The sequence below is a fragment of the Paenibacillus terrae genome (assembly GCF_005217525.1).
GTDB classification, from domain to species: Bacteria; Bacillota; Bacilli; order Paenibacillales; family Paenibacillaceae; genus Paenibacillus; species Paenibacillus terrae_C.
Genome location: NZ_PNXQ01000012.1, coordinates 656,401 through 677,615, shown reverse-complemented (window position 1 = coordinate 677,615; position 21,215 = coordinate 656,401). Strand labels below are relative to the sequence as shown.

At 44.7% G+C, this 21,215-nt stretch carries 11 protein-coding genes; all 11 read right to left on the bottom strand.

What is annotated here, in order from left to right:
• Window positions 1–596: 596 nt before the first annotated feature.
• The gene (locus C1I60_RS13210) at window positions 597–4,586 is read right to left on the bottom strand and encodes a DNRLRE domain-containing protein (RefSeq protein WP_137062112.1); all 3,990 of its coding nucleotides are present in this window, start codon (window positions 4,584–4,586) and stop codon (window positions 597–599) included.
• A gap of 36 nt (window positions 4,587–4,622) precedes the next feature.
• Window positions 4,623–7,403 carry a filamentous hemagglutinin gene (locus C1I60_RS13205; protein WP_137062111.1) on the bottom strand — a complete coding sequence of 927 codons (2,781 nt, stop codon included), beginning with the start codon at window positions 7,401–7,403 and terminating at the stop codon, window positions 4,623–4,625.
• On the bottom strand, window positions 7,388–8,005 hold the full coding sequence (locus C1I60_RS13200) for a hypothetical protein (RefSeq protein WP_137062110.1): 618 nt from the start codon (window positions 8,003–8,005) through the stop codon (window positions 7,388–7,390). Before C1I60_RS13200 ends, C1I60_RS13205 begins: the two co-directional genes overlap by 16 nt.
• 36 nt (window positions 8,006–8,041) lie before the next feature.
• Complete coding sequence (locus C1I60_RS13195) at window positions 8,042–8,536, bottom strand: hypothetical protein (RefSeq protein ID WP_137062109.1); 495 nt, start codon at window positions 8,534–8,536, stop codon at window positions 8,042–8,044.
• A 209-nt stretch (window positions 8,537–8,745) separates the two neighbouring features.
• Window positions 8,746–9,966: a hypothetical protein gene (locus C1I60_RS13190; RefSeq protein ID WP_137062108.1), complete on the bottom strand. Its 1,221-nt coding sequence runs from the start codon at window positions 9,964–9,966 to the stop codon at window positions 8,746–8,748.
• Between the two features lie 144 nt (window positions 9,967–10,110).
• The gene (locus tag C1I60_RS13185) at window positions 10,111–10,944 is read right to left on the bottom strand and encodes a hypothetical protein (protein WP_137062107.1); all 834 of its coding nucleotides are present in this window, start codon (window positions 10,942–10,944) and stop codon (window positions 10,111–10,113) included.
• Window positions 10,945–10,958: 14 nt separating this feature from the next.
• Window positions 10,959–12,044 carry a cell adhesion protein gene (locus C1I60_RS13180; protein ID WP_170970808.1) on the bottom strand — a complete coding sequence of 362 codons (1,086 nt, stop codon included), beginning with the start codon at window positions 12,042–12,044 and terminating at the stop codon, window positions 10,959–10,961.
• A gap of 14 nt (window positions 12,045–12,058) precedes the next feature.
• Window positions 12,059–15,514 (bottom strand): hypothetical protein, encoded by a 3,456-nt coding sequence (locus tag C1I60_RS13175; RefSeq protein ID WP_137062106.1) that lies wholly within the window; start codon window positions 15,512–15,514, stop codon window positions 12,059–12,061.
• A 30-nt stretch (window positions 15,515–15,544) separates the two neighbouring features.
• Window positions 15,545–17,380, bottom strand: coding sequence for a hypothetical protein (locus C1I60_RS13170; protein WP_137062105.1), 1,836 nt, complete (start codon window positions 17,378–17,380; stop codon window positions 15,545–15,547).
• Between the two features lie 37 nt (window positions 17,381–17,417).
• Window positions 17,418–18,842 (bottom strand): hypothetical protein, encoded by a 1,425-nt coding sequence (locus C1I60_RS13165; RefSeq protein WP_137062104.1) that lies wholly within the window; start codon window positions 18,840–18,842, stop codon window positions 17,418–17,420.
• A 40-nt stretch (window positions 18,843–18,882) separates the two neighbouring features.
• Window positions 18,883–21,201, bottom strand: a complete 2,319-nt coding sequence (locus C1I60_RS13160; RefSeq protein ID WP_137062103.1) for a PKD domain-containing protein — start codon at window positions 21,199–21,201, stop codon at window positions 18,883–18,885.
• Window positions 21,202–21,215: the final 14 nt, after the last annotated feature.

Sequence of the window (21,215 nt, the reverse complement as noted above, 5' to 3'; positions counted from 1 at the left end):
TTGATTGATGTTATTTTCATCTGGTTATATTGTTCCATTTTTTTTGTGTATACATCTTTAAAATCAAGTCTTTTGAATCAATTTCAATATGTTTCTTAAGACCTATTTTAATATTCTTTTGGAGACTGTCGAAGTTGCCCGATAGCCTCCACTAGTACTTCATTTCAAAAGATCGTTTGCTCCGTCTATAAATCTATTTCCTATCCACCTTCAAGTCTGGATACCAATGCCTCTACCTTTGCATTCAAGGATCTGTTTTCTGCGAGCAAGCTTAAATTTTCAGCTTGAAGTACAGCTACCTCTTCACTTAACCTATGGATTTCCTCCTTATGACTTGACAATGCATCCATTAGGGTAACCCGGAAAGCCTGCTCATCTTTTGACAATAGCTCTCGATCCGTGACCTTATTATTGCTACGACCGCTGGCGTAGCCGATGACTCCTGATATGGCTGTACCGATGACTCCTATAACTGCGGTTATTACATTTATGTCCAGCCCACATCACCTGCCTTTTGTCTATTTTCTTCCCGACAGGTTCAATATAAGTAAAAATCAGTAAAATTTAACCCCTGCTACGAATAGCAGGGGTTAGGTTTACATGATAAAGCAGTATCCGTATTCTGTAGCCACATCTATGCTGGAAGCCATCTCATCATACACCTGAACCTGTATAGCCCCAGGTAGTAATGATTTCTGCCATACCGAAATATGACCTGTTAATATAGATGTTTTCCAAATATCCATGGAACCATGAAGATCATTTTGTCGATACTGTCTGACCACCACTGAACCAGTGACAATGGATTTCTCCCACACACTCATTTCGCTTCGCAAGCTTATTTGTGCTGTCCTTTTCACAGTTAGATAGCCTGTGATGTGACTATGTTCCCGAATCTCCAAATCTGATGGAAGCTCTGTTTGCTCTGAATGTCGAACGGTAACGCGACCATATTTATCATACGCTGCGTCCCGCCTAATCCCCACTTCAGAATTCAGATCATGGTGTTTCATAACACGAATCGATAGTTCGGTATCCCAATCCTGCTGATCGGAAATTCGCACAGAGATTCGAGACCATCTATCAGATTCACGGCTTTTCCGTGCACTGATGCTGCCTTTAAGTTCAGATTTCTCCCAAGTTTTTACGTAAAGCTCACTTGAGACAGAGTCCAAATGACTACGTCTGATTCGCAGATGAGAAGACTGATCCGTATGGCTGTCCACTCGAACCTTTAAGTTAGAGCCCAGATTGCCGGATCTTACTCCTACTGCAATTTCCAGATCAGAAACGAGCTTAGCCCGCACTGTAATTCGTGACTGCATATCCATTCTTTTATGGTACGGAATGGATATGGAGGCCCATAAATTCCCTGAAAGTACAGTGAGACTTGAAGGCACATCTTTTTTCGGCCAGATCGCTATACTTGATCTCAAAGAAGTATAATGCGGTATTGTGAACGTTGAAGATAGCCTGGAATACGCTTGGGCTCTTACAGACAAACCGGATATGAGCTGATTACTAAACACAATTTGAAGCCAGCCGTAAAAATCAGGATTGTGGATATTCATATCCGCAGGCATATCTTGCCTATCAAGTATACGCCCCTCCACCATCAAATCCGCTTCACGAGATCTACGGACTGAAATAGAGCTTTTCTTTACTGCTCCCTGAAAAACGGTTATGCTCCCTAATATATTAGGGATATTCAGCTCCACACCGGAGGAGATATCCTGATGCTCTGTCCTTCTTACACGGATCGACCCAAGCGTTTCCTTACGATTGATAAGAATCATTGCCGGAAGCTCGGGAAACGGAGCTGCCCAGCGGGTAACGCTCAGTTCGGAAGCAAGGTTCTCCCTGTAAAAGACATACATATTCGAAGGTACTATTTTCCTATTCACCCATAGGGTACTGTCCATTGAATTCTCACGTGCAACAGCAATAACAAGCTGAGCTTCCAAAGAATGATTATCCTTGCGCCGTACGGACATCTTACTGGTTAAGTTAGGTACCGTCACTGTAATATCGGCCAGGATCTCCCTTTGGTTATGGACAAACAAGCTCCCCTTCCAAACCGCTGCCCCATGAGACTGTTTAATACGAAACGAGGCTGCAAGATCAGATACCTTACTTACACGAGAGGTAAGGCCACCTTCGATACTGTTCCTGCCCAAACTATAGATACGAGTATCATAGTAGGTAATGTCTAATATAGGACGGTACGATTTTTGCTCCTTGGTAAAAAAACGGATACTTCCATTTTCAAATTCATCCAGAGCTTTAAAGATATATCCAAAATTCGGCCTTTTCCCTTCATACCATGCACGAATGGAATCAGTCACATCGAAAGAAATGTATCCTGAATCTCCACCTACGTCTTGAACGATGTTTATACCATCATAGGTTGAAGTCGAGCTGCTAAAGCCAAACGGAAACGGTTGATTTTGCCATGTAACTCCGTATTCTGTCCATTCCCTGGATGCTTCTATAAGCTGTATCCCCTTCAAGGGTACGTTACGGCCGTCAAGATACACTTTGAGTTCGGCAGATTTAATTGTCGTATTTTTCTTGGGAATAGAAGCAGTATCCAGATCAAAACCAACATAAGATCTGTATCTCTCCTGAGCCGAGGCAGAATATCCAACATACATTTGTTCCTCAACGCCATAGTTTAATCTGGGCTGAGACTCACGAACAAAAGCATCTTTATTAGAATACATAATCGTCGTGTATGTCGGAGGCTCGATAACATCATATCTGCCTTTCATCCATGTATAGGGTGCAACTCCTATGGATGAAGCCATATTCGAAACTTCCCGAACCGTCATTGCAGACGGAAGATCATCATAACTCCGAGAAGTTATCCGGTATCTGCCGGTAGACTGGGTAAAGGATGCAATAGACAAGAATGAAGGTAGATTCTCCGTTTTCTTAATTTCCAGACTAGCATATATATCTATAACATGGCTTTTATGAATATGGTAATGCCCCATGATTCGGGTATGGGTACCTACCAGAATGCTACTGTGCAGTTCAGATATACTTGGTACCGTCAGGAAGGAGGTTAAGTCTTCGGCTCCAAGAGACTCTATACCATATTTCACGCCCAGGCGAGTATGGGCTCGTACAGACAATGATGAATATATTTGATGAATAGATTTAACTTGCAGGCTGGAGCTGAGGTTAGCAGGCTCAATCCCCCGCACCTGATATCTTCCATTGCTGTTTGCCTGAGTGTTTACCTTTAAGCTGCAGACGATATCATTAGGCTTTTTGACCTCTATTGCAGCTTTGAGGTTTTGCTCCTGAGCAGCATGAATATCGTATTTGGCGGCTAAGGTAGTACTTGCTTGAACCGATATACGGGAAGGTAATCCCTGTTGCACAACATTCAGGCTGGAATGCAAATCACTTGGCGTAAGCCGCTTTACATCGTATGTGGCTACTGCTATAGCTGATGAACTAACACTCAGCACGGCAGTGAGATGATCGGATACCTTAACTGCCAACCTACCTTGAACATCGCTGTTATCCGCAGGCAGGATACCGTAGCGAGCCTTTACTGCTGCTTTACCTGATGTATTAACACCCAGTACGGCTGCAAGATGATCCGCTACCTTAACTTCAATAGTACTCTGTACATCATCATGATCCGCAGGGTGGGCCGCATAGTGCGCTTTTACAGAAACATGAGTATTAATATGCATATTGCTGACTACATCCATAGGCTTTTTAACCGTTATATGTGAAGACATGTCAGCCATGTCCGAAGGAATAATAGTCTGCTTCCCTTGAACTCCCCCGCTAATTCCTACTTGCAAGGATGCTGTGAGATTCTGCCTTTCCGGTACTCTCGCATGAATCTGCATGTCCGAATGACTTATCCCCAAAAGGTAACCAGACATATAGTTTGCAACGATTTCATCCATCGTTAACGCAGCATCGTACATCCGTACAACAGGAATATATCCACGAAACCAATGACTAGCCTCTGTACTGTGTTTACCAATAAAAAGTCCATCTGGCTGTTTAATATGCTCAGTGGCTTCAGCTTGCACATTTCCTTGAGGAGCCCCATTCAGAAAGGTAGATAGATTGCCTGTAATTTCGTCATATGCGCCAACAATATGATACCATTTGTTTCTGGGTAACTTCCCTAAGTTGGCATATGCTTTTCTCGTATGGGTCGCAACCTGAAGCTCCAATTCCCCCACAGGGTTAAACATGACCAAAATGCCCTGGGTATCGTTCAACCATCCCCCGGAAGACAAAACAACGTTGCCCCCGATATAATATATCCACACTTCAAAGGTAACACTGGCGACAGGCCTAGAGGTATCCGCTCCTGTACATCGGATATAATGGCTCGACCCGTTAAAAAACAGGGCATAGGGATCGGCGAGGGTGTTTCTGCCTCCCCAACCATCATCTTTCGTAAAATGGAAGCCTTCCAGTATGCCGTGATTTCCTTTACCACTCAAATCATGCCATTGCGAAGTGGGTTTTGAGTTGGAGCCAACCTCCAAACCTTGATCGGCAAGGGAAGCGTGAAGGGAAAGGATTAATCCTCTCTTACTAAACATGAACATCACGCCCTATTCCATTGTATTGGAACATCATTACATGGGGCTTGCCTTCGCCCTTAGATCAAACGTTCCACCCGTCTTCACTGCAATATCCGACTTGATTCTTACATAGAGCTTTTCCGCGCCCCCCCTGGCCAATGTGCCGTTAAAGGCTAATTCCTGAGCAGGCAAAAATGGGGTATCCGACATACTTAAATCAATTTCCATCCCTTTAGCTACCGTTGTACTATCCACCCATGTTTTGAGTTGATTCACCGGGAAATCAGCATTATTTTGCAACCATACTGGTTTGGGGGAAGAGGTTTGGCTTGCGACTAATGTGCCAAACTCCAGGTAACGCAGCCGCCCTCCTGCATTATCCGTATAGTATTTACCAAATTCATTACGGAAACCGAGCAACGGTAGATCAAGAGGCAGGAGCTTCCTTAAAGCTGGATAACCGTCATTGTATTTAGGATCCATGATCCATATATCGTCAAAATTCCAGACCGTATTGGAGTAGGTTCCCCTGTACTTCATTTCACGGGTGGTCAGGCCTGATCCTCCTGTGCTGGAAGCATTCTTATACAATTCCTTATCAAAGTAATTATCTGAAAAGGCTCCACTGCCTGTATAAATAAATCCATTCAAACCGGATGAAGCAAATGCCTTGCCTAACGCGAGACACCGTTTTATCGTGAGGGTAGCAGTATTGCCACCAAATCCACCTACTGTCACTCCATTTAACTGCGCATCTGTCCAGCAATCCTCCAATACAGAAGAGCCATTACCGTAACCTAAAAATCCCCCCAGATAATTACCGGTACTCTCACCTTTACCAGTAGCATAACATCTGCGTATAATTCCATTACCTGTTAAATAGCCTGCAAATACTCCAGTGTAGTCTACTCCTACGACAGTTGTATTGACACTACAATCCTCTACAATTCCATCCGTAGTTACTTGTCCTACCAATCCGGCTCCATGACTTCCTTTGCTTGTAACTTTGCAATAAGTAAATGTATCGACATGGCAATTGCTAACGGTAGCTTTGGAAAGCTGGCCTGCGAATGCTGTTGTATAATGAAGCCCCGTGACATTACAATCAATAATATCCAGATTTTTGATCCACCCGTCCATCATGTAGCCAAATAGACTTACAAATGAATCATTGGGACGATAGATGAATAAGTTGGCAACACAGCGACCTCCACCATCAACATATCCTTTGAAATACGATTCTTTACCCACAAGATTAAAACCAATGGGGTAAAATCCGTCATTCGCCTGAAATTGTGTCATTTTGATATCATCTTCAAATTTGAAATAATATTCATTGCGGAACCAACGCATTTGGGAAAGATCAAACTCCGTCAGGATAATGAAAGGATCCTCTTTTTTTCCTGTTCCGTTCTGATATTGAATAAACTGTCGATGCTCAGGATATCCTCCATTGTAATCCTGACTCATGTACCAATAATTTGCAAAATCCCAGTTTTCAAATGTGGATGTAACCTTTAATTCGGATGTGGATTTGCCAACACCTGCTGCACTGGTTGGAATTCCAGAGGTTTCTATATCCCAGTAACAATTTGTGATTGCAGAAGTATTATTACTGCCTATAAAGCCCCCAATATTGCTTCTTTCCCGAGCTAATGTGATATCCTCAACCTTACCGGTAGAGTAACAATATGCAATTGAGAAACTGCCGCTGTAATAATTTACATTTCCAATGAACCCTCCTGCAATATTGCTTGCGGATCGAACGTTACACTTATAATTATACGAATAATTAATGATTGAGCTTCCTTGGTAAGTGCGGGCATCCTGATACAGATAACCTATTAATCCACCAACATACCCACCCTGACCTTCTATTATTCCTGAAATAACATTACAGTTATATACTGAAGTATTAAATCCATAACCTATTAAAGCTCCAGTATACCCCTTTTTGTTAGTGATGCTAGGATCAATCAATCTTAAATTACGTATTGTTGCAGACCTGGTATAACCAAATAAGCCAACAAAATTTCTATCCTGGTTCATAAATAAGCTTTTTATAGTGTAACCATTCCCATCATAAACACCTGTAAACCTAAGAGGGTTAGTATCATCACCTATCGGTGTAAACCCCTCTCCACTCTGAAAGCTGCCCATGACAATATCCCTATCCTGCATATACCAGGCCCCAGGCTTCTTCCGTACATCATCCAAATCCTGTTCGGTAGAAACAATATAAGGATCTGCCTGCGTTCCACCACCACCAGAGAAGTGATCCACATAAATATAGGTCTGACCCTCTATCTTTTCATAATAGGGTCTTACGCCATCCGTCTCTTCCTTCGTCTTCACATAGGTCAGCTCGGCAACACCGTCTTCATCCGCATCGCTAACGACATATACATCCGAATAATCGTCATAGGGTAAAATAATCGTTCCGCTAAGGTTGGAGGCTCCATGCACATAAGCGAATTCACGACCAAACGGAATCTGTTCACGGGTTTCCGCATCCAATACATGCTTCACCCGATCTCTACCCACGATGTCAATTCCCGCCGGATCGACGGTATCCAAAATAATCGTGGAAGCTATTTTATTTTCGTAAAAGGAATCAGCCAATTGCTTATATTCTTTATATATCTGCTCTTCATCAGATGTTAATGTAACATTGCCATCCAGCTTTTTTTCCTGAAGCTCTTCAAATTCTTCCTGGATATTTTCCCAGCCATTTGGAGTGAGCACTTCTACAGGATAAGGAAATATACTGAACACTGACTTTTTATTGATGTTATCCACTTCAATCGTATAATTACGTATTACTGAACCAGCCAATTCAATTCACCTCCGATATCGGGTTTTAATGGAGCACTGAATTCCTGTGTAACCAAGCCGTTTACTTTGACCCGTAATTTACCATTCAGTTCCGTATTAGATACGAGTCTCAATGCCATATGAACGGGTGCGTTGAATGGAATCTTACAGATCGCTTTGACATGAAATTCAACATGGTCAATCAGAAGTGCCGCCTTATATCCAAAATTAAATTGGGTAATCGTACTGCTCATTACGCCTTTTTCTCCAGCCGCAGCAGGACTGTAGTTGGGTAATCCAGATGCCTCCGCATCCTTATATGCAATAATGTCTCTGTAGGATTGAAACACATTACCCGTCAGGTTATAGTCTTTGTCCGGCGTTGAATATACCAGCTCCACCATCCTGCCAGCTAATTTGAAAATACCGTCACTTTCAAAGAAAAAGGTTTGGCCATGCCCAACCATACCAAAACGGACCAATTTTTCTCTTTGAATGGCGTAAAAGCTGTTTTCTGCCTGAGTGACAAAATCATACTCAGAAAGGTGAGTACCGTCCGTGTACTCACCCAGCCAAATAAAATCCTGTGACACAGGAGAATATCCGTTACATTGTGCAAACATAGATATTCTTCCTCCCATTGTATTGGATATCAGTTGTTAGACGTATTGATAGGCCACACGTGTCAAAAAGTTGACATTACCTGCCGTAGCTGTAGCCGGAACGCTTGCTTGTAGTGTCACTTGTGTGTAGTTGCCTTTGGAATTGCCTACAGAGCCATCGTTGATAACGCCCAGAATTTCCTTGTTTCCCGGCGAAAAGGTTCCCTTGGAATTGACCGTATTCCCGCCCGCCTGAATGACCTTCGTCGCTGTCCCGCCAATGGGGGTAAAGCTGGATTCTGCCATACTATCCACACGTACCTGAATCCATGTATTCAGGACCAGCTCACCATTATCTCCACCTGAGCTATCCTTGGTTGTAATGGTACAATTGGTCATTGTCGAAAAATCGTTATTTACATTCCCCCGGTTGTTCCAAATAAGTACACCCAGAGCTGGAGAAGAAGATCCTGCGTCAATCGTCCCGATCTCCCATTTTGACAATGTTGTTACGTTGTCTGTTTTAAGCCATGATACTGCTGGTGCTGGCATGTTTTTTCCTCCTTCATTTTAGAAAAGATAAAATAAAACCCTTCGCCACGTTCTTCATGGCATACTCAATATAAGTAACTAGTATTAAAAACTAACATTCCGAGGAAATAAAGCCTACAAAATTCTTTAGAGGTGGACATAAATACACCCCTTAGCTACTCCGAATGAGCACACACTCGTTCAACGCTTCTAAGGGGTGCTGCTATTACTTATTCAGCCTTTTTATACTGAATGAACAACACATCCGGTACATCTTCGACAACCTTCAACGTATCCGGCGTAAAGCTAAAGCCTGTGATCAATCCGCTGGCATCCTTGATATAGGTAAAGTTAATGCCTGGTGTTTGGAGCTGCCCATTAATGGCCAAACGTACCGTTTTGTCTTTGGCTTTTCCTTTTTTTAGAGTGTATTCTGTCTCTCCCCCAACTGCTTCAAATACCTCTTCTTCGTCCGCCGCTTCGATCGTGCCTACTTTCACACTTAATGCTTTGAACACAGCATCTGCAGCCTTCTCCAAATCAAGAATACGGCCTGCCGCATGACCAAAAGCCCCTGCCTTGAAGTACCCGTTTGCGGAATCTGTATCTCGGTCATTAATTCCATTCATTAAATCCTCAGAAGATTTCAAGCGCTTCGCTAAATTGCTGAGAGCCAGCTGTAAAGTCACTCCGCTATAGTTCGAATCTGTTGCAACCCCGATCAGTTGTGCGCCTGTAGCAGAAGCCAACTGATCCCGAATCGCCTGATCCGCATCTTGGCGATCTTGTACCTCCTGGCTAATCTGGTCTTGAATTGAAACTATCAGATTCGAATTACCGTCATTGTCCAGCGTACCCGTCGGACCATATACATCCTTCATCAATTGAATCAGGTTCATATAGGCCTTCGCATCGGTGGCCCCTTCCACGAATCCGCTACCGCCTTGAATGATCGCATCCGAAGGAATGACAGACAAATTCGTGCGAATCACGAAACGATAATCAATTTTGCCCGCTTTTGCATCAAATGTATAAGGCTGCTCTTTCCCCCCTTCTACACTATAAAATTTCAGAAGGTAGCTGCCTTTACTTTCTTCAAGACGACCGTATACCACGTCAGAATCGCTGTCTCCGATGGGGCTGTCTGTGCCAGCGGCGCGAAGCTGCACCTTCTCGGTCAGTACAACACCTTCCACTCTGTCTCCGGTCGAGACGGTTCTTGTACCGATATCGCCAGATACATCCAGCTGTGTGCTGCCGGCAACCGCTTTTTCGTTAACTTGTACAAATACATCAATCTTGGTGTCTTCCAATATTTCACGGTGATTATGAAACTGGAGGTCAATGTACTTCTCTGCAATCTTGTTCGCTTCGTCAAAATGTTGATTCCTTAACAGCTTGTTATTCAACTGCTCACCACGAAATCTCGCAATACCTCTTGTTTCTGCCATAACATACCTCTCCTTTTCGGGATTTTGCAAAATCCTCTTTTATGTTTTGTTACGATTGCAATATAAGTTTGCTTGATACCTTCTTATCCGATATTGTAGTCATATTTTGTTGTAAATCATCAATTTTTTATCTTATTTTCCATTTTATATCGTAACGACAATTTCTAGTGTCAAGCCTCTTAAGCCTTCGCCTGCCACATGAGTGTAAATACGAAAATGATCATTTTTATGAATCAGAGGATCGGACAGAACATAGGGTAAGTTGCTTGTACTACTGGTTTTCTCACCCGCATGAATGGTCAGGTTACGGCTGAAAATATTAGTCCAGTTCGGCAACGTTTCATAGTCGAGCTGTGAACATTTTTCAATGGAAAACTCACTTTTACTCGTACCGTGCACTCCGCAAGAAGCATATATTTCCCTGATCTTACCTTCGAAGGGGAATCTCATTTCATATTTACAGGGACCCAGCGGAATCCGATCCAGCACGAATACCATCGTTTTGACCTCTGCCCGCTCTTGAATATAATTCAGCCTGTCATCCAGACGGTGGAACTCAACATCACGTTCCGTATATTTACGAGCCGAGACAATCTCTTCCTCCAGCCTTTTGAACCTGAGATCATCAATACCGCTTCCACTCCCTTGACGATACTCAGGCTTCCAGGTACGAATGTATATTTCATCACCAATTACGAGAGGAATATGCTCTCCTGCCAAGGGATGCTCCAGCGGATAAGTACCCAAATCGAGACGAATGGTGTTTTCGTCCACTTCCTCATATCCACCCTGAACCAGCAAATGCTGCCCATTTAGATATACGTCCAGCATCTTTGTACCCAATATATAAGGATGTGCCAGACGGATGTACAAGTCTTTGTGCTTGTCCAGGTAGGCCTGATCCACAATAATCTCCTGCTCGTTCCAATAGATTAGTTCATTTCCATATCTGCGCAACGTCATCTTCGTACCAGCCAAAATCCAACACCTCCTTATATATGAGTAATATCCAAAATAAAATGTAGAGGCTTGATGGCAAAGTGCTCATTTTTGCGCTCTATCTTCATCCAGAATTTCATCTTGCCGTCGGGGGGCAGAGTTCCCATAGGGAGTCGCTGCATATAATCCCCTTGAGGATGATCTGATCCATCATCATGACTCAAGTCCGCCCATTCATAACCAAATTCCTCCAGATATTTCAGGATACCCATCGAGATTTGCTCGGCCTTCTTATTTTTCGAGGGATTATATAGCTCCATCTGCACCTGAATGGTATTGTCATACATCGTGCCCAGATAAGTTTCGCCGCTTAGACTAAGCTCTTTATCCTTCCACAGCACACGAAGATCGGTACCATACAGATACAGATCCCCACCGTACATATCCATTGCCCCAAGGCTCGATAAAAGAACTCCGTTTTCATCATAAACCCTCAGCATTCCGCTAAAGGGCATCGTCGGAAGCTCCAGATGAACCCCTGTCCACGTGGGCTCTACTTTAGAGGAAGCAATAGCATATCCGTGGGGATCGCATAAAAACACGGAATAGCCCTCCGGCAAATTTCCCATTGTTATTTTGTTGCTTTTACATAACACAAGCCTGTCTAAACCAAGTTTTTCATATTCATCACGCTGTGGATTTTTTAAGAGGATACCTATTTTTTCAGCCTCCAGATCAGCCGAGTCAAATAGCTCCCACCCCAATCCGCGATCAGCATAAAAGGTCCATCGATTCCCCTTCTTCTCTGCCCGCCATCGGCTATACTCCCGGGTTGTCGTATCCTTACTCTCCAGGAATTCCAGCCGATGGTAGCCATCCTGCCAGATGACAATTCCCCCTTCGTCACCGTATGCAATAGGAACATAGTCAGCAGTAACTTCTAACAGCAGGGTAGGCTCATCCTTGGGTGCATCAAACAAAAGCATAGTTTCCGGTTCTGTGTGGGACATGAATAACTGCTGCAAACCTGTATCCAGGGTACAAGCCGTTGTCGGAGATAATTGGTAGCGGGAATGGATTTCTCCACTTTGGAACGCGTCATCAAAAATCAATCCACTCCATTTCTTGTAAATCCCCATGAGATTTCTATCACCTACCTTGTCTTCTTCCAGTTCCAGATGTTCCAAGAAGCAATCTTGCCCATAATCATCCATATTTTTCGTTTAGGCATGCCTGGTACCGATTGATTCGTAGCTTCGGATGGAGTCTCAATCACCGTCTTTAAGGTTTTATGCCGCTTGGCCGACTCTGGAGCTTCGATACGAACAGTAGCTGTTTTTTTCAAACGTGTACCCTCTTCTGCATCTGTAATCTGTGTTTTTATTACCTTTTTCTTTCTGCTAGCTTGTTGGTGTTCATCCTCAATATTGGTAGACATGACCTTCTTCTTGCGAGTTCCTTCAGATATAGCATGTAGGTCGGTTTCTTCTATTTTTAAAATAGGCTCTGCATTTGTATGAGCAGGCACTACTGCTTCCAACGTTTGTTCGTTGGCTTGGCCTTGTTCCAGCTTCTGCATATCCACGATTCTGCTGATATCTCCTAGCGTAGCTGTTTCATGATCGTCTCTGACACTGGTGTAGGTCTGCTTCTCACCACTAGAGCCTTCCCCGTGAACCCATAGGGCTTCAAGTACATTTTCAACGTTGTTACCTTGTCCATGCACCTGCTCAATCACAGCCTTATTCGTCCTCATGATGCTGTTCGCCTGATCGATCTCACCTGTAATCGTCTCCTGAACGGATTCCATAGAGGCTGCTTGCTCTCCGTCAACGAGAACAGCATCAGAGACCTGATTATTCTCTTGACTGTCTGCACAAGTGCCGCTAGTGATAACACCTGCTTGAATATCCGGATAGACCAAAGCGTGCTCCGATGAAGTCACGTCAGCTTCCTTCATCTGTTCTAAAAGCTCGCCAGCTTTGACCTCATGCCGATCGGCTTCCACGCTCACGATGCTTACACGTTCCGATGGAACCAGCGTAACTTTCTCTGCTTCCAAACTTTCTACGCTTATTCGCTCTGACGGAACCAGCGCGACTTTCTCCGCTTCCATTTCGCCAATATACTGTGCGCTTTCGAGTGGTCCTGACACCGTTGTATCCAAGTTCCCAGTGCTCACGGCTGCCCTTTCCAAATGACTATATTCACCTTCCGTAAACGATTGGATCATGGTGCCCCGTTCCATGGAATCTGTGACACCTGTAGTACTGGAGAAGGTTCTGCCTACTTCCATGTCCTCCATCATGACATTCGCACAATCCGAGCTAATAAGTGCCTTGCCCAATGCCTGGTTTTCAGCTTCGGCAGACATGTGTCTTTCTGCATGTCCCATCACATGATACGCACCTTCCTTGGAAGAGAAAGAGTTACCGGATTCGGAATTCGTAAGCTGTCCCTCTTCAGTGGAAGACTTGCTGCCCTGCTCGGCACTTGTTTGTAGCGTCCCTTCGGTATGCTCGATATTAGCTTGATCCGAACGAATCTGGATAGCTTCCAACGAACCACTAGCCAATGATGTTTCCAACTGATGAATGACGCTATCAGTAATTAGAGCAACCGAAGTCTGCGTTGTACCTTCCTTCACAGCCTCTGCCACAATATTTTCAATGCCTGCTTCAATCAGCTCCATCGCTTGCTCACCGTACATAATCTGGAGCATTCGAGCCATTTTGCTAATTTCAGGAGATTCCGCAATCATTTCTATCAGAACATCAGCTGCTAGTAACTCTCCATACTGCCCCTCCAGCTCCAATCCATTTAATCGCGCAGAACCAAGATCGTCCAACTCTGCTTCTTCACTGACATATATCCGCTCACCACGCTGAGGCTCGTCTAACGTCGCGTGATGTTCAGATAATGCTGAACTCAATTGTTCATTGTCAGCATCTGTGGAGGCATGAATATAAGCTGTACTGCTCTGCTCCACTGGCTGAGCTTTGGAGTCATCGTATGGAGAAGCTGCTCTATACTGATTTAGACTGGTAGGATAGACTTGTTCATTATTGTAGCTAGCCACGCTCGCAGGCTCGTTCAAACTGTCTCGGCCTGAGGATGTGAAACCGCTTGTAACCGTTTCTGTCTGCACGCCTAACGTGCCATCAGATGATTCCATGCTTCCTGTCATCGAATGACCTTGAACCCCCTCCAGTGAGCCGCCGTTCACAGCCTCATCCATTCGATAAACTACACTTTCAATCGAGCTTGGTGTGGCTGGTACATTAACTTGCTGCAAGCCCTCTGGCAGGTTATTTTCCATGCCCGTTTCGACCAGTTCCATCGCTTGTTCGCCATATATAGAGCGGATCTCTTTAGCCAGCATGCCTTGAGACTCCGTAGCATCTTGAAGATATACATGATTACCTGTGGCAGACTTTTGAATGATCACGGACTTGTCATGACTCAACTCTGCTGAGTCCATTCGTTCATGTTCTGTACTAGTGCCAGAACGTATCGATACAGCAGTGCTATGTTCGTTGGTGGAATCCTTATATTGGCTCTGTTTGACAGGCATCTGTCTATCTATGATGGCATCCTCGCTTTTGTCAGACTTTGCCATACGAGCTTCTACAGGGGCATCATCAACCTTGGCTTTAGCTTCTGTACCCATTAGATTATCGGGAATCGTCCCGACTACCCGTTTAAGATTCCCAGTTTTTGTTAAAACACTGATTTCGTCCGAATCCAACATCTGTTCCTTCACACTAGACTCTGATGTCTCAATCAGAACATCCCGGATATCGGTTCGATAGCGCAACGCCTCACTTGCTGGCTGGAAGAAAGTTTCCATCGCAAGGCTTTCTGCCGCGTTTTGCTGTTCTACCACTACTTCTCGATCCTGAAATATCTGGTGAATAACCGTCTGTTGTGTAGCGGTATCTCCCTGCTTCACCGTTTCTCCGTGAATTGCAGATTCAGAAGAGGGAAATCCGTCACCCTGACGCTGCTCAGATCCAGAGCTTGCATCAAGAAGTCCCTCATAGATAGAGAAAGCCCTCCCGGATTCATAAGCATCACTTGAAGCCTCTACCTGCTGCCTTATTTCAAAAACTGCGTCTTCTTCCTGCACCGCATTAAAAATAGAATCAGCCTGAATGGACTCCTGCCTGTATCCCTGCTGTATAGAATCTGCATGTTCCATGGAATGGATCTGGCTTCCCATTTTCCAACGCACATCTGACGCTGTAGACCGTGAAGGCTGCTGCGCTTTCTGTCTGAGTTCTCCTTTAAAATGCCTGTGAATATCTGATAAGTAAGATACAATGGTCGAGTGAACGGCTTCCACGGCTTGACCCTCGAATTCACCAGCAATCGCTGCCTCTCTCCAATCTCTCCCGAATAAACTTGTAGCGGAATATGGAGCTTTGGATGCATTCTTTAACGTATCCTGCCTCAGCGTTCGGTACGTACTATTCACAGGAGCAGACAGATGGTAACGCGTTTCCCGCTGTGTATCCAAGATCATGTCTGTACCAAATGCCAGTTCATAGCCCTTTTTAGAAAAAAGGGCGGTGATACTGATCAGGTAAGATTTTTTACCGTCCAGCATGTCACCGCCGACCTCCTTTAACCCTGTAGGTTAACTGTTCTTAACAAGCGTTTCCTTCAGAATACCCAAGCCGATTGGAGCGAATGGACTGATGGTAGCCAGTGTAAACGGACTCACAGGTGTATCCGCCAAGGTATAACGGTAAATCTGTTTGTACTCATAGGTGGCCAGAACCTCTTCATCCGCTTTCGGTGCTTTACCGTCCAGAAATGAGATTTGTTTGGTTTCCAGATCCAATGTGTAATCCGTGCCAAATTTGGCCTCGACACAATTGACTTTGATCACCAGATTGAAGGGTGTACCATCATCTTTTAATGAAGGCTGATGAGATAAATGGAACACCTTATTTTTCCCATTACCTGTGCCCAGAATTTCATGATCTGTCGTTTCTACGACCTCCAGCTCATCGAGCTGAGAGATATTTTTCGGATGAACAGCATAGCACTCATCCAGCTTACCGACAAAGCCGTCATTGGGATGAACCACATACATAGGAGATATATGGTATTTCCCGCTGTAGACCGAAGGATTGAACCGGGACTCACCCGCGTCCACCTGCTTGTCATGTGTAATAAAAGCGAGATAATGCTGCTGGTAATACGTTCCGCCAATAGACTGTTGAAGCTGTACAGAACTGTTACCGTTCGAGGTATTCAGTCCATAGTCTACGTAGGTGGCACCCAGCTTCATATCCTTTTTCCATTTCACTTCGTCCTTTTCCCGGCATCCGGAAATCAGCACGTGATTTTTTCTTGGCGATTTGCCCAGCGTGGTCATTTTGCCAATGTAAAGTGGTGCAAAGTATGTGTTCTCAGGGCCCGAGGTAGGGTCAGGACGCAGAAACATGACAATGCGGTCTTTGTTGAAGTTCCCCCAATAATAGATGCTGGAATCACGCTGCCAGCCGCGAGTATAATTATCCAGTGAAGTAAAGGACAACGCTGTAGGCAACGAAGGATAAATATAGTATATGCAGGAATATACAGCGTCCATTAAGCTTGCTCCGGAATCCGGGTCAAAATTCCGGGTAGTTACATCCCCGAAATTAATCATTTCTGTTCCCGTACCCGCCAATACCCTGATATAAGAAGCGTGAAGCTCACTGCCAGCGTCTGGCGCCTTAACCGTGGTTGGGATTTTAATCGTATTGGTATCGTAGTCAACTGTAAAATCGGTAGGAGAAACCTCTACCTGGTTAATATATAACCGGACGCTTCCCGCCTTGATGGTCGTGTCAGCAGGTATTTTAAACTCTCGACGAGTTCCATTTCCGTCAGGAAGAAGGGATTCAGGATCGCCTACCCTTACTCCGTTATTTACAGCTTCTACAATTTTTTCCGAGCGTACATCATCGAAGGTAAAGAAAAATAAACGTTTGGGCAGACTTGGAGCATTAGCAGCAGGTGCATAGGATACGGTAAATTGATCGCTTGCCAGTGCAGCTTTATTTAGCTTAAACACGCCACTGTAAGGTTCAAAGGTATATTCTGTCTTCTGAACGAATACGCCATTCTTATACAGCATCTCCGAGTCCGCCTCTACAGGACGTACGACGACCTGCAATTGCGTGTCACTGCCTTGTATCCGCTGTGCTTCTCCAAGCATGGAGTTTTGTGAGATAAAGTCCATCTCTCCCGGCTGTTTGACCGTTCCACCGTAACCAAAAGCCATGCCGAAATTACGTATCTGACCGTCACTGCCTGTGGATCTGAACAATCGGACGTCAGCGAATTTGGTCGCCGTATTTCTAGGGTTCCCGGTTACGGCCCGGTATTTAATAAACGTGTTCCAGCCATGAGCATTGAATTGTTTCTCCAATTCCTGCGGAAACAGTTGAAAAGTAGCATCTCCATCAAACCACGACACAATCAATCACCTCTACGATTAGATTTTCCAAGCTACACTACAGGGTAGTTGGTTTTATTTCATTTCCTTCATCATCTACAGTGTTCACATACAAGCCGATGCCCGCGGATCTGAATTGAGTACCCGGTTTTTTGGTCAGTGGGGAAATTCCCTCTATCAAGAAGTAACGGTATACATCAAATTCATCAGGACAGTTGGCCCGCTTGACTCTTAATTTGTTGGCATTAAATGAAAAGGCAGCTAAGGAGATCGCATCTTTTAACGTGCCCCGCACACCCTCCTCGGGATGAATAACGTATACTTTGGAAGTATGCACCTTCCCACTGTATCGAGAAGGATTGAAAGTGTATTTGTACAAAGGATTTTCGGCATGATTCCAGGCTCGCGGGTAATCTTTCTTACCGTCAACAGAGGTTCTGGCTGGCGGCATGAGATTAGGTGGCGAATTCCAGGAAAGATAATGGGCTTGATATCTCGCACCCAGCTTGGCGCGATTAACCATGATATTATCCAGACCATTAGCTGGAAAGTTGGGATATGATTTTAATAAAGGCATAATATGAGGTTGTCTGGTGGTGGTATCGTCAAAGTCATACGTAGCAACTCCATTCACCGTATCCCTAATTGGAACCGTTCCTGCGAATAAGGCGTAAACGTTATCTCCTTCCTCGACGGGGTCCAGCTTGCCAAAATAGAGTGGAATGATCGGAACCAGATTGTTTTCTGGAGCTGGTACATTATCACACTGAATGGTAAAAAAGAAATTAGTGTCTGAAAGAGTCCCTTTCACGGAAATTTCAGAGTCACTCCACCAATTTGTGTTTTGGACAGGGTAGTTAAAAGAGTTGTTGTAATAAGACTCCATCAGCTTGTAGCGCAGACCTGCTTGCATAATCGGAGACTGCATACGAGCGCCCTCTGCTTTGGTCACCGTAAACATAGGACCGCTAGCCGTTGTTTTCCAGGCTGATTCCTCTACTTCAATATCTAACGCTGCTCGAAGCTGTCCAGCCTCAGAATTATCATTCCAGGCCAGTACAACATCCGAACCATCCGGTTTCAATCCTTTCAAATCCTCCAGCATGTACACGTATAAAGTATGGGAAAGTCGGTATTTGCGGAATTCATTTGTTGCCCATTCCCCAAACTGCTTGTAGGTGTCTTTATCCGGACGCTTCACATAATCAGCCAATCGAGGGTACCATGTTCCTGCGATAGCGATACCGAAGCTTTGATTATCCTTATTGGAATATATAAAATGCTCGGCTACCGTAATCCGGAAATTTGTATAATTCCTCACTACATCTGAAGGATGGGTAATATTGGCGTCAAAGATGACCCTTTTATAATTGGCTGCAACTTTCCAGCCTGCGGTAGCCAGCAACTCTCCCAAACGGGGCTGTAGGTCCGCTTCCGTTACTTTTGGAGTAAATGCTGCTGCTGTCGTATCAATGAATGACATTTGTTTCTCCCCTTTCTTTGAACTACGATTGTGTTCTTTACTACTTAACTACGGTAATGTCCGCTGTCGCCGTTCCTGTCTGCCCCAGCTCATTCGTTAAGGTAAAGGTTACGGTATACTTCCCCTCTTTATGAAAAGTAAAGCGGGCGTTATTCACCGTATGGCCTTCTGGATTCGCACCACCTGAAGCAAACCAGTTGGAGATCAATACCGGAGAATGCTTGTTATAGGAAGACATCAATTCCACTCCCTCCCCAGCATGGACAGAAATATGGGACGGAGTCAGGGATACAACGAGCGGAGGCGGCGAAATAGGTAACCGTTTTTCTGGCCTTCGAAGATTTCCAGCCTTCAGAATACCGATACCCGCTGGTCGATAAGGTGTCGCTGCCCGCTTGGTCAATGGTGATATGCCCTCTGTCAGATAATAAGAATACGTCTGATGCTTAGGACCCTCTCCATCGGTGCAGTATTCATCAACGGCCTCCAGCTCATCCCCGTTCATTATAGTTAGGGGCGACAGTAAAATAACATTTCGTAGTGTTCCGTGCGTACCATCTTCTGGATGGATTAATAAAGCTCTCGAAGAATGTACCTTCTCCGTGTATCGAGATGGATTAAACTGATAATGATAGGCATTGCTCATATCGCTATTGTTCCAGGCTCGTATGTGCTTGGCTCCAGTTATGTCCTCCCGCAAGGGAGGCATCCTGTTCGACGGAACAGTCCAGGCAAAATAGTAGGATTGATAACGCGCACCATACTTTGTTCTCTTGACCATGACAGAATCAATACCGTTACTCGGATGAGCAGGATATTCTTTTAACATCGGCATAAGCACTTCCTGATGACGTTTGGGATCGGCATCATCATAGTCAAACCGGGCCGATTGACTGAGCGCACTCTCTAAGCTTAGACCGCCTTTTGCAAATGCAGTTCCTGCGAATAGAGCGGCTGTAGCACCCGCGTTTTCTGTATAGATTTGAAGCTCCACCCAGACTCTTGCGGAAACAGGGCTAAAACCATCAACACCGGAAGAAGAGAACACTTCCACATCCAATGCATTTTTACCATCAATTCCGTATAGAGAAAACTCTCCAAGATACTCTGCCTGATCTCTGGAATGGGCGGGGGTGTGGGCTTCCGTGGTTCGTAGCTTTACAAGCTCCTGACCTGCAATACGTAGAGAAATATAGTTTGATTCCGCAGCCACATCTCCTGATAACCATACCTTCATCGTCGATCCGATATGAACCATTGGACTATCCGAGAAAAAGGTTGCTTTGCGAGATTCCTCACCGCCATTCAATTCAAAAACGCAACTCTCGTTCATTATCGAATGGGTATTGCCCTTGATATCAAAATCGCCCATATAAATCGGGATCGAAGGTACTGCATTACGCTCCCAGGCAGGTGCTGTATCTGCCAGCAAAACCAGCATGGCAGACTTTCCATCCACATAGCCTCTAAGCTGGACCTTGCTGTCCTGCCACCAGTTCGTAAATTTCACATTCATGGAGGCTACCTGTTCATAGCGATCCAGTTGCGGAATCCGTGTCCGCGAAGCGACGTAAGGAGATTGGTAAAATTGAGGGAATTGATGCGTGATCATCAACTGAAGCGCTTGAGTCTCATCGTGCAGCCCCCACATAGAGGATTGAATCTCCACATCCAAAGCGAGCCTTTTAAAATCAGCAGGTTGTTCCCAGCCTACAATCATTCTGCTGGTATTCACGAACTTTTCCAATTGATAAAAATACATCGTATGACGCCCATACAGATTGTCTTCTTCGATCTTCTGGACAGCCCAAGAGAATATACCGTCAGATTGCGGCTCCAGCTGTGTTCCCCAGCCGGCATGGTTCCTGCGAATAGCAAACGGGATTTTTGAGCCTGTATTGTGCAGCTTTTCCTTCACACTGCCCAGCATAGCCATGCCAAAAAGATGCCCCGATACATTTCGCAAAATATAGTGCTTGGCTACAACAAATTCAAACTCCTCTGAGCCGTTCAGGTCGCTATAATAAACAGCCGCCTCTCCTGAAACCTCTGGCGCAAAGCTAATACGTTGTCCGCCATCCTTTTTCTCTTCTGCTGAATAATAGGAAGAAGGCATAAGCTCGTCATCCAAATACACAAAGTAGTTACCCTTATGCGCAAGCTTGGGAATATCTACATAGGAATTGACGAGTGGAAGAGAGAAGCGCTGAATCGTGGGTTTGGACAGTCGGCTCGAATAGACGACCTTATGAAATTCATCCACAATATCCCATCCATTTTGAGAGCACAGGGTAACGATTTGGCTCAATAGCTGATCCTCGTTAACGAGCATTTCCAGCCAAGGACTATCATCTGGCATGATGTTTCACCTCC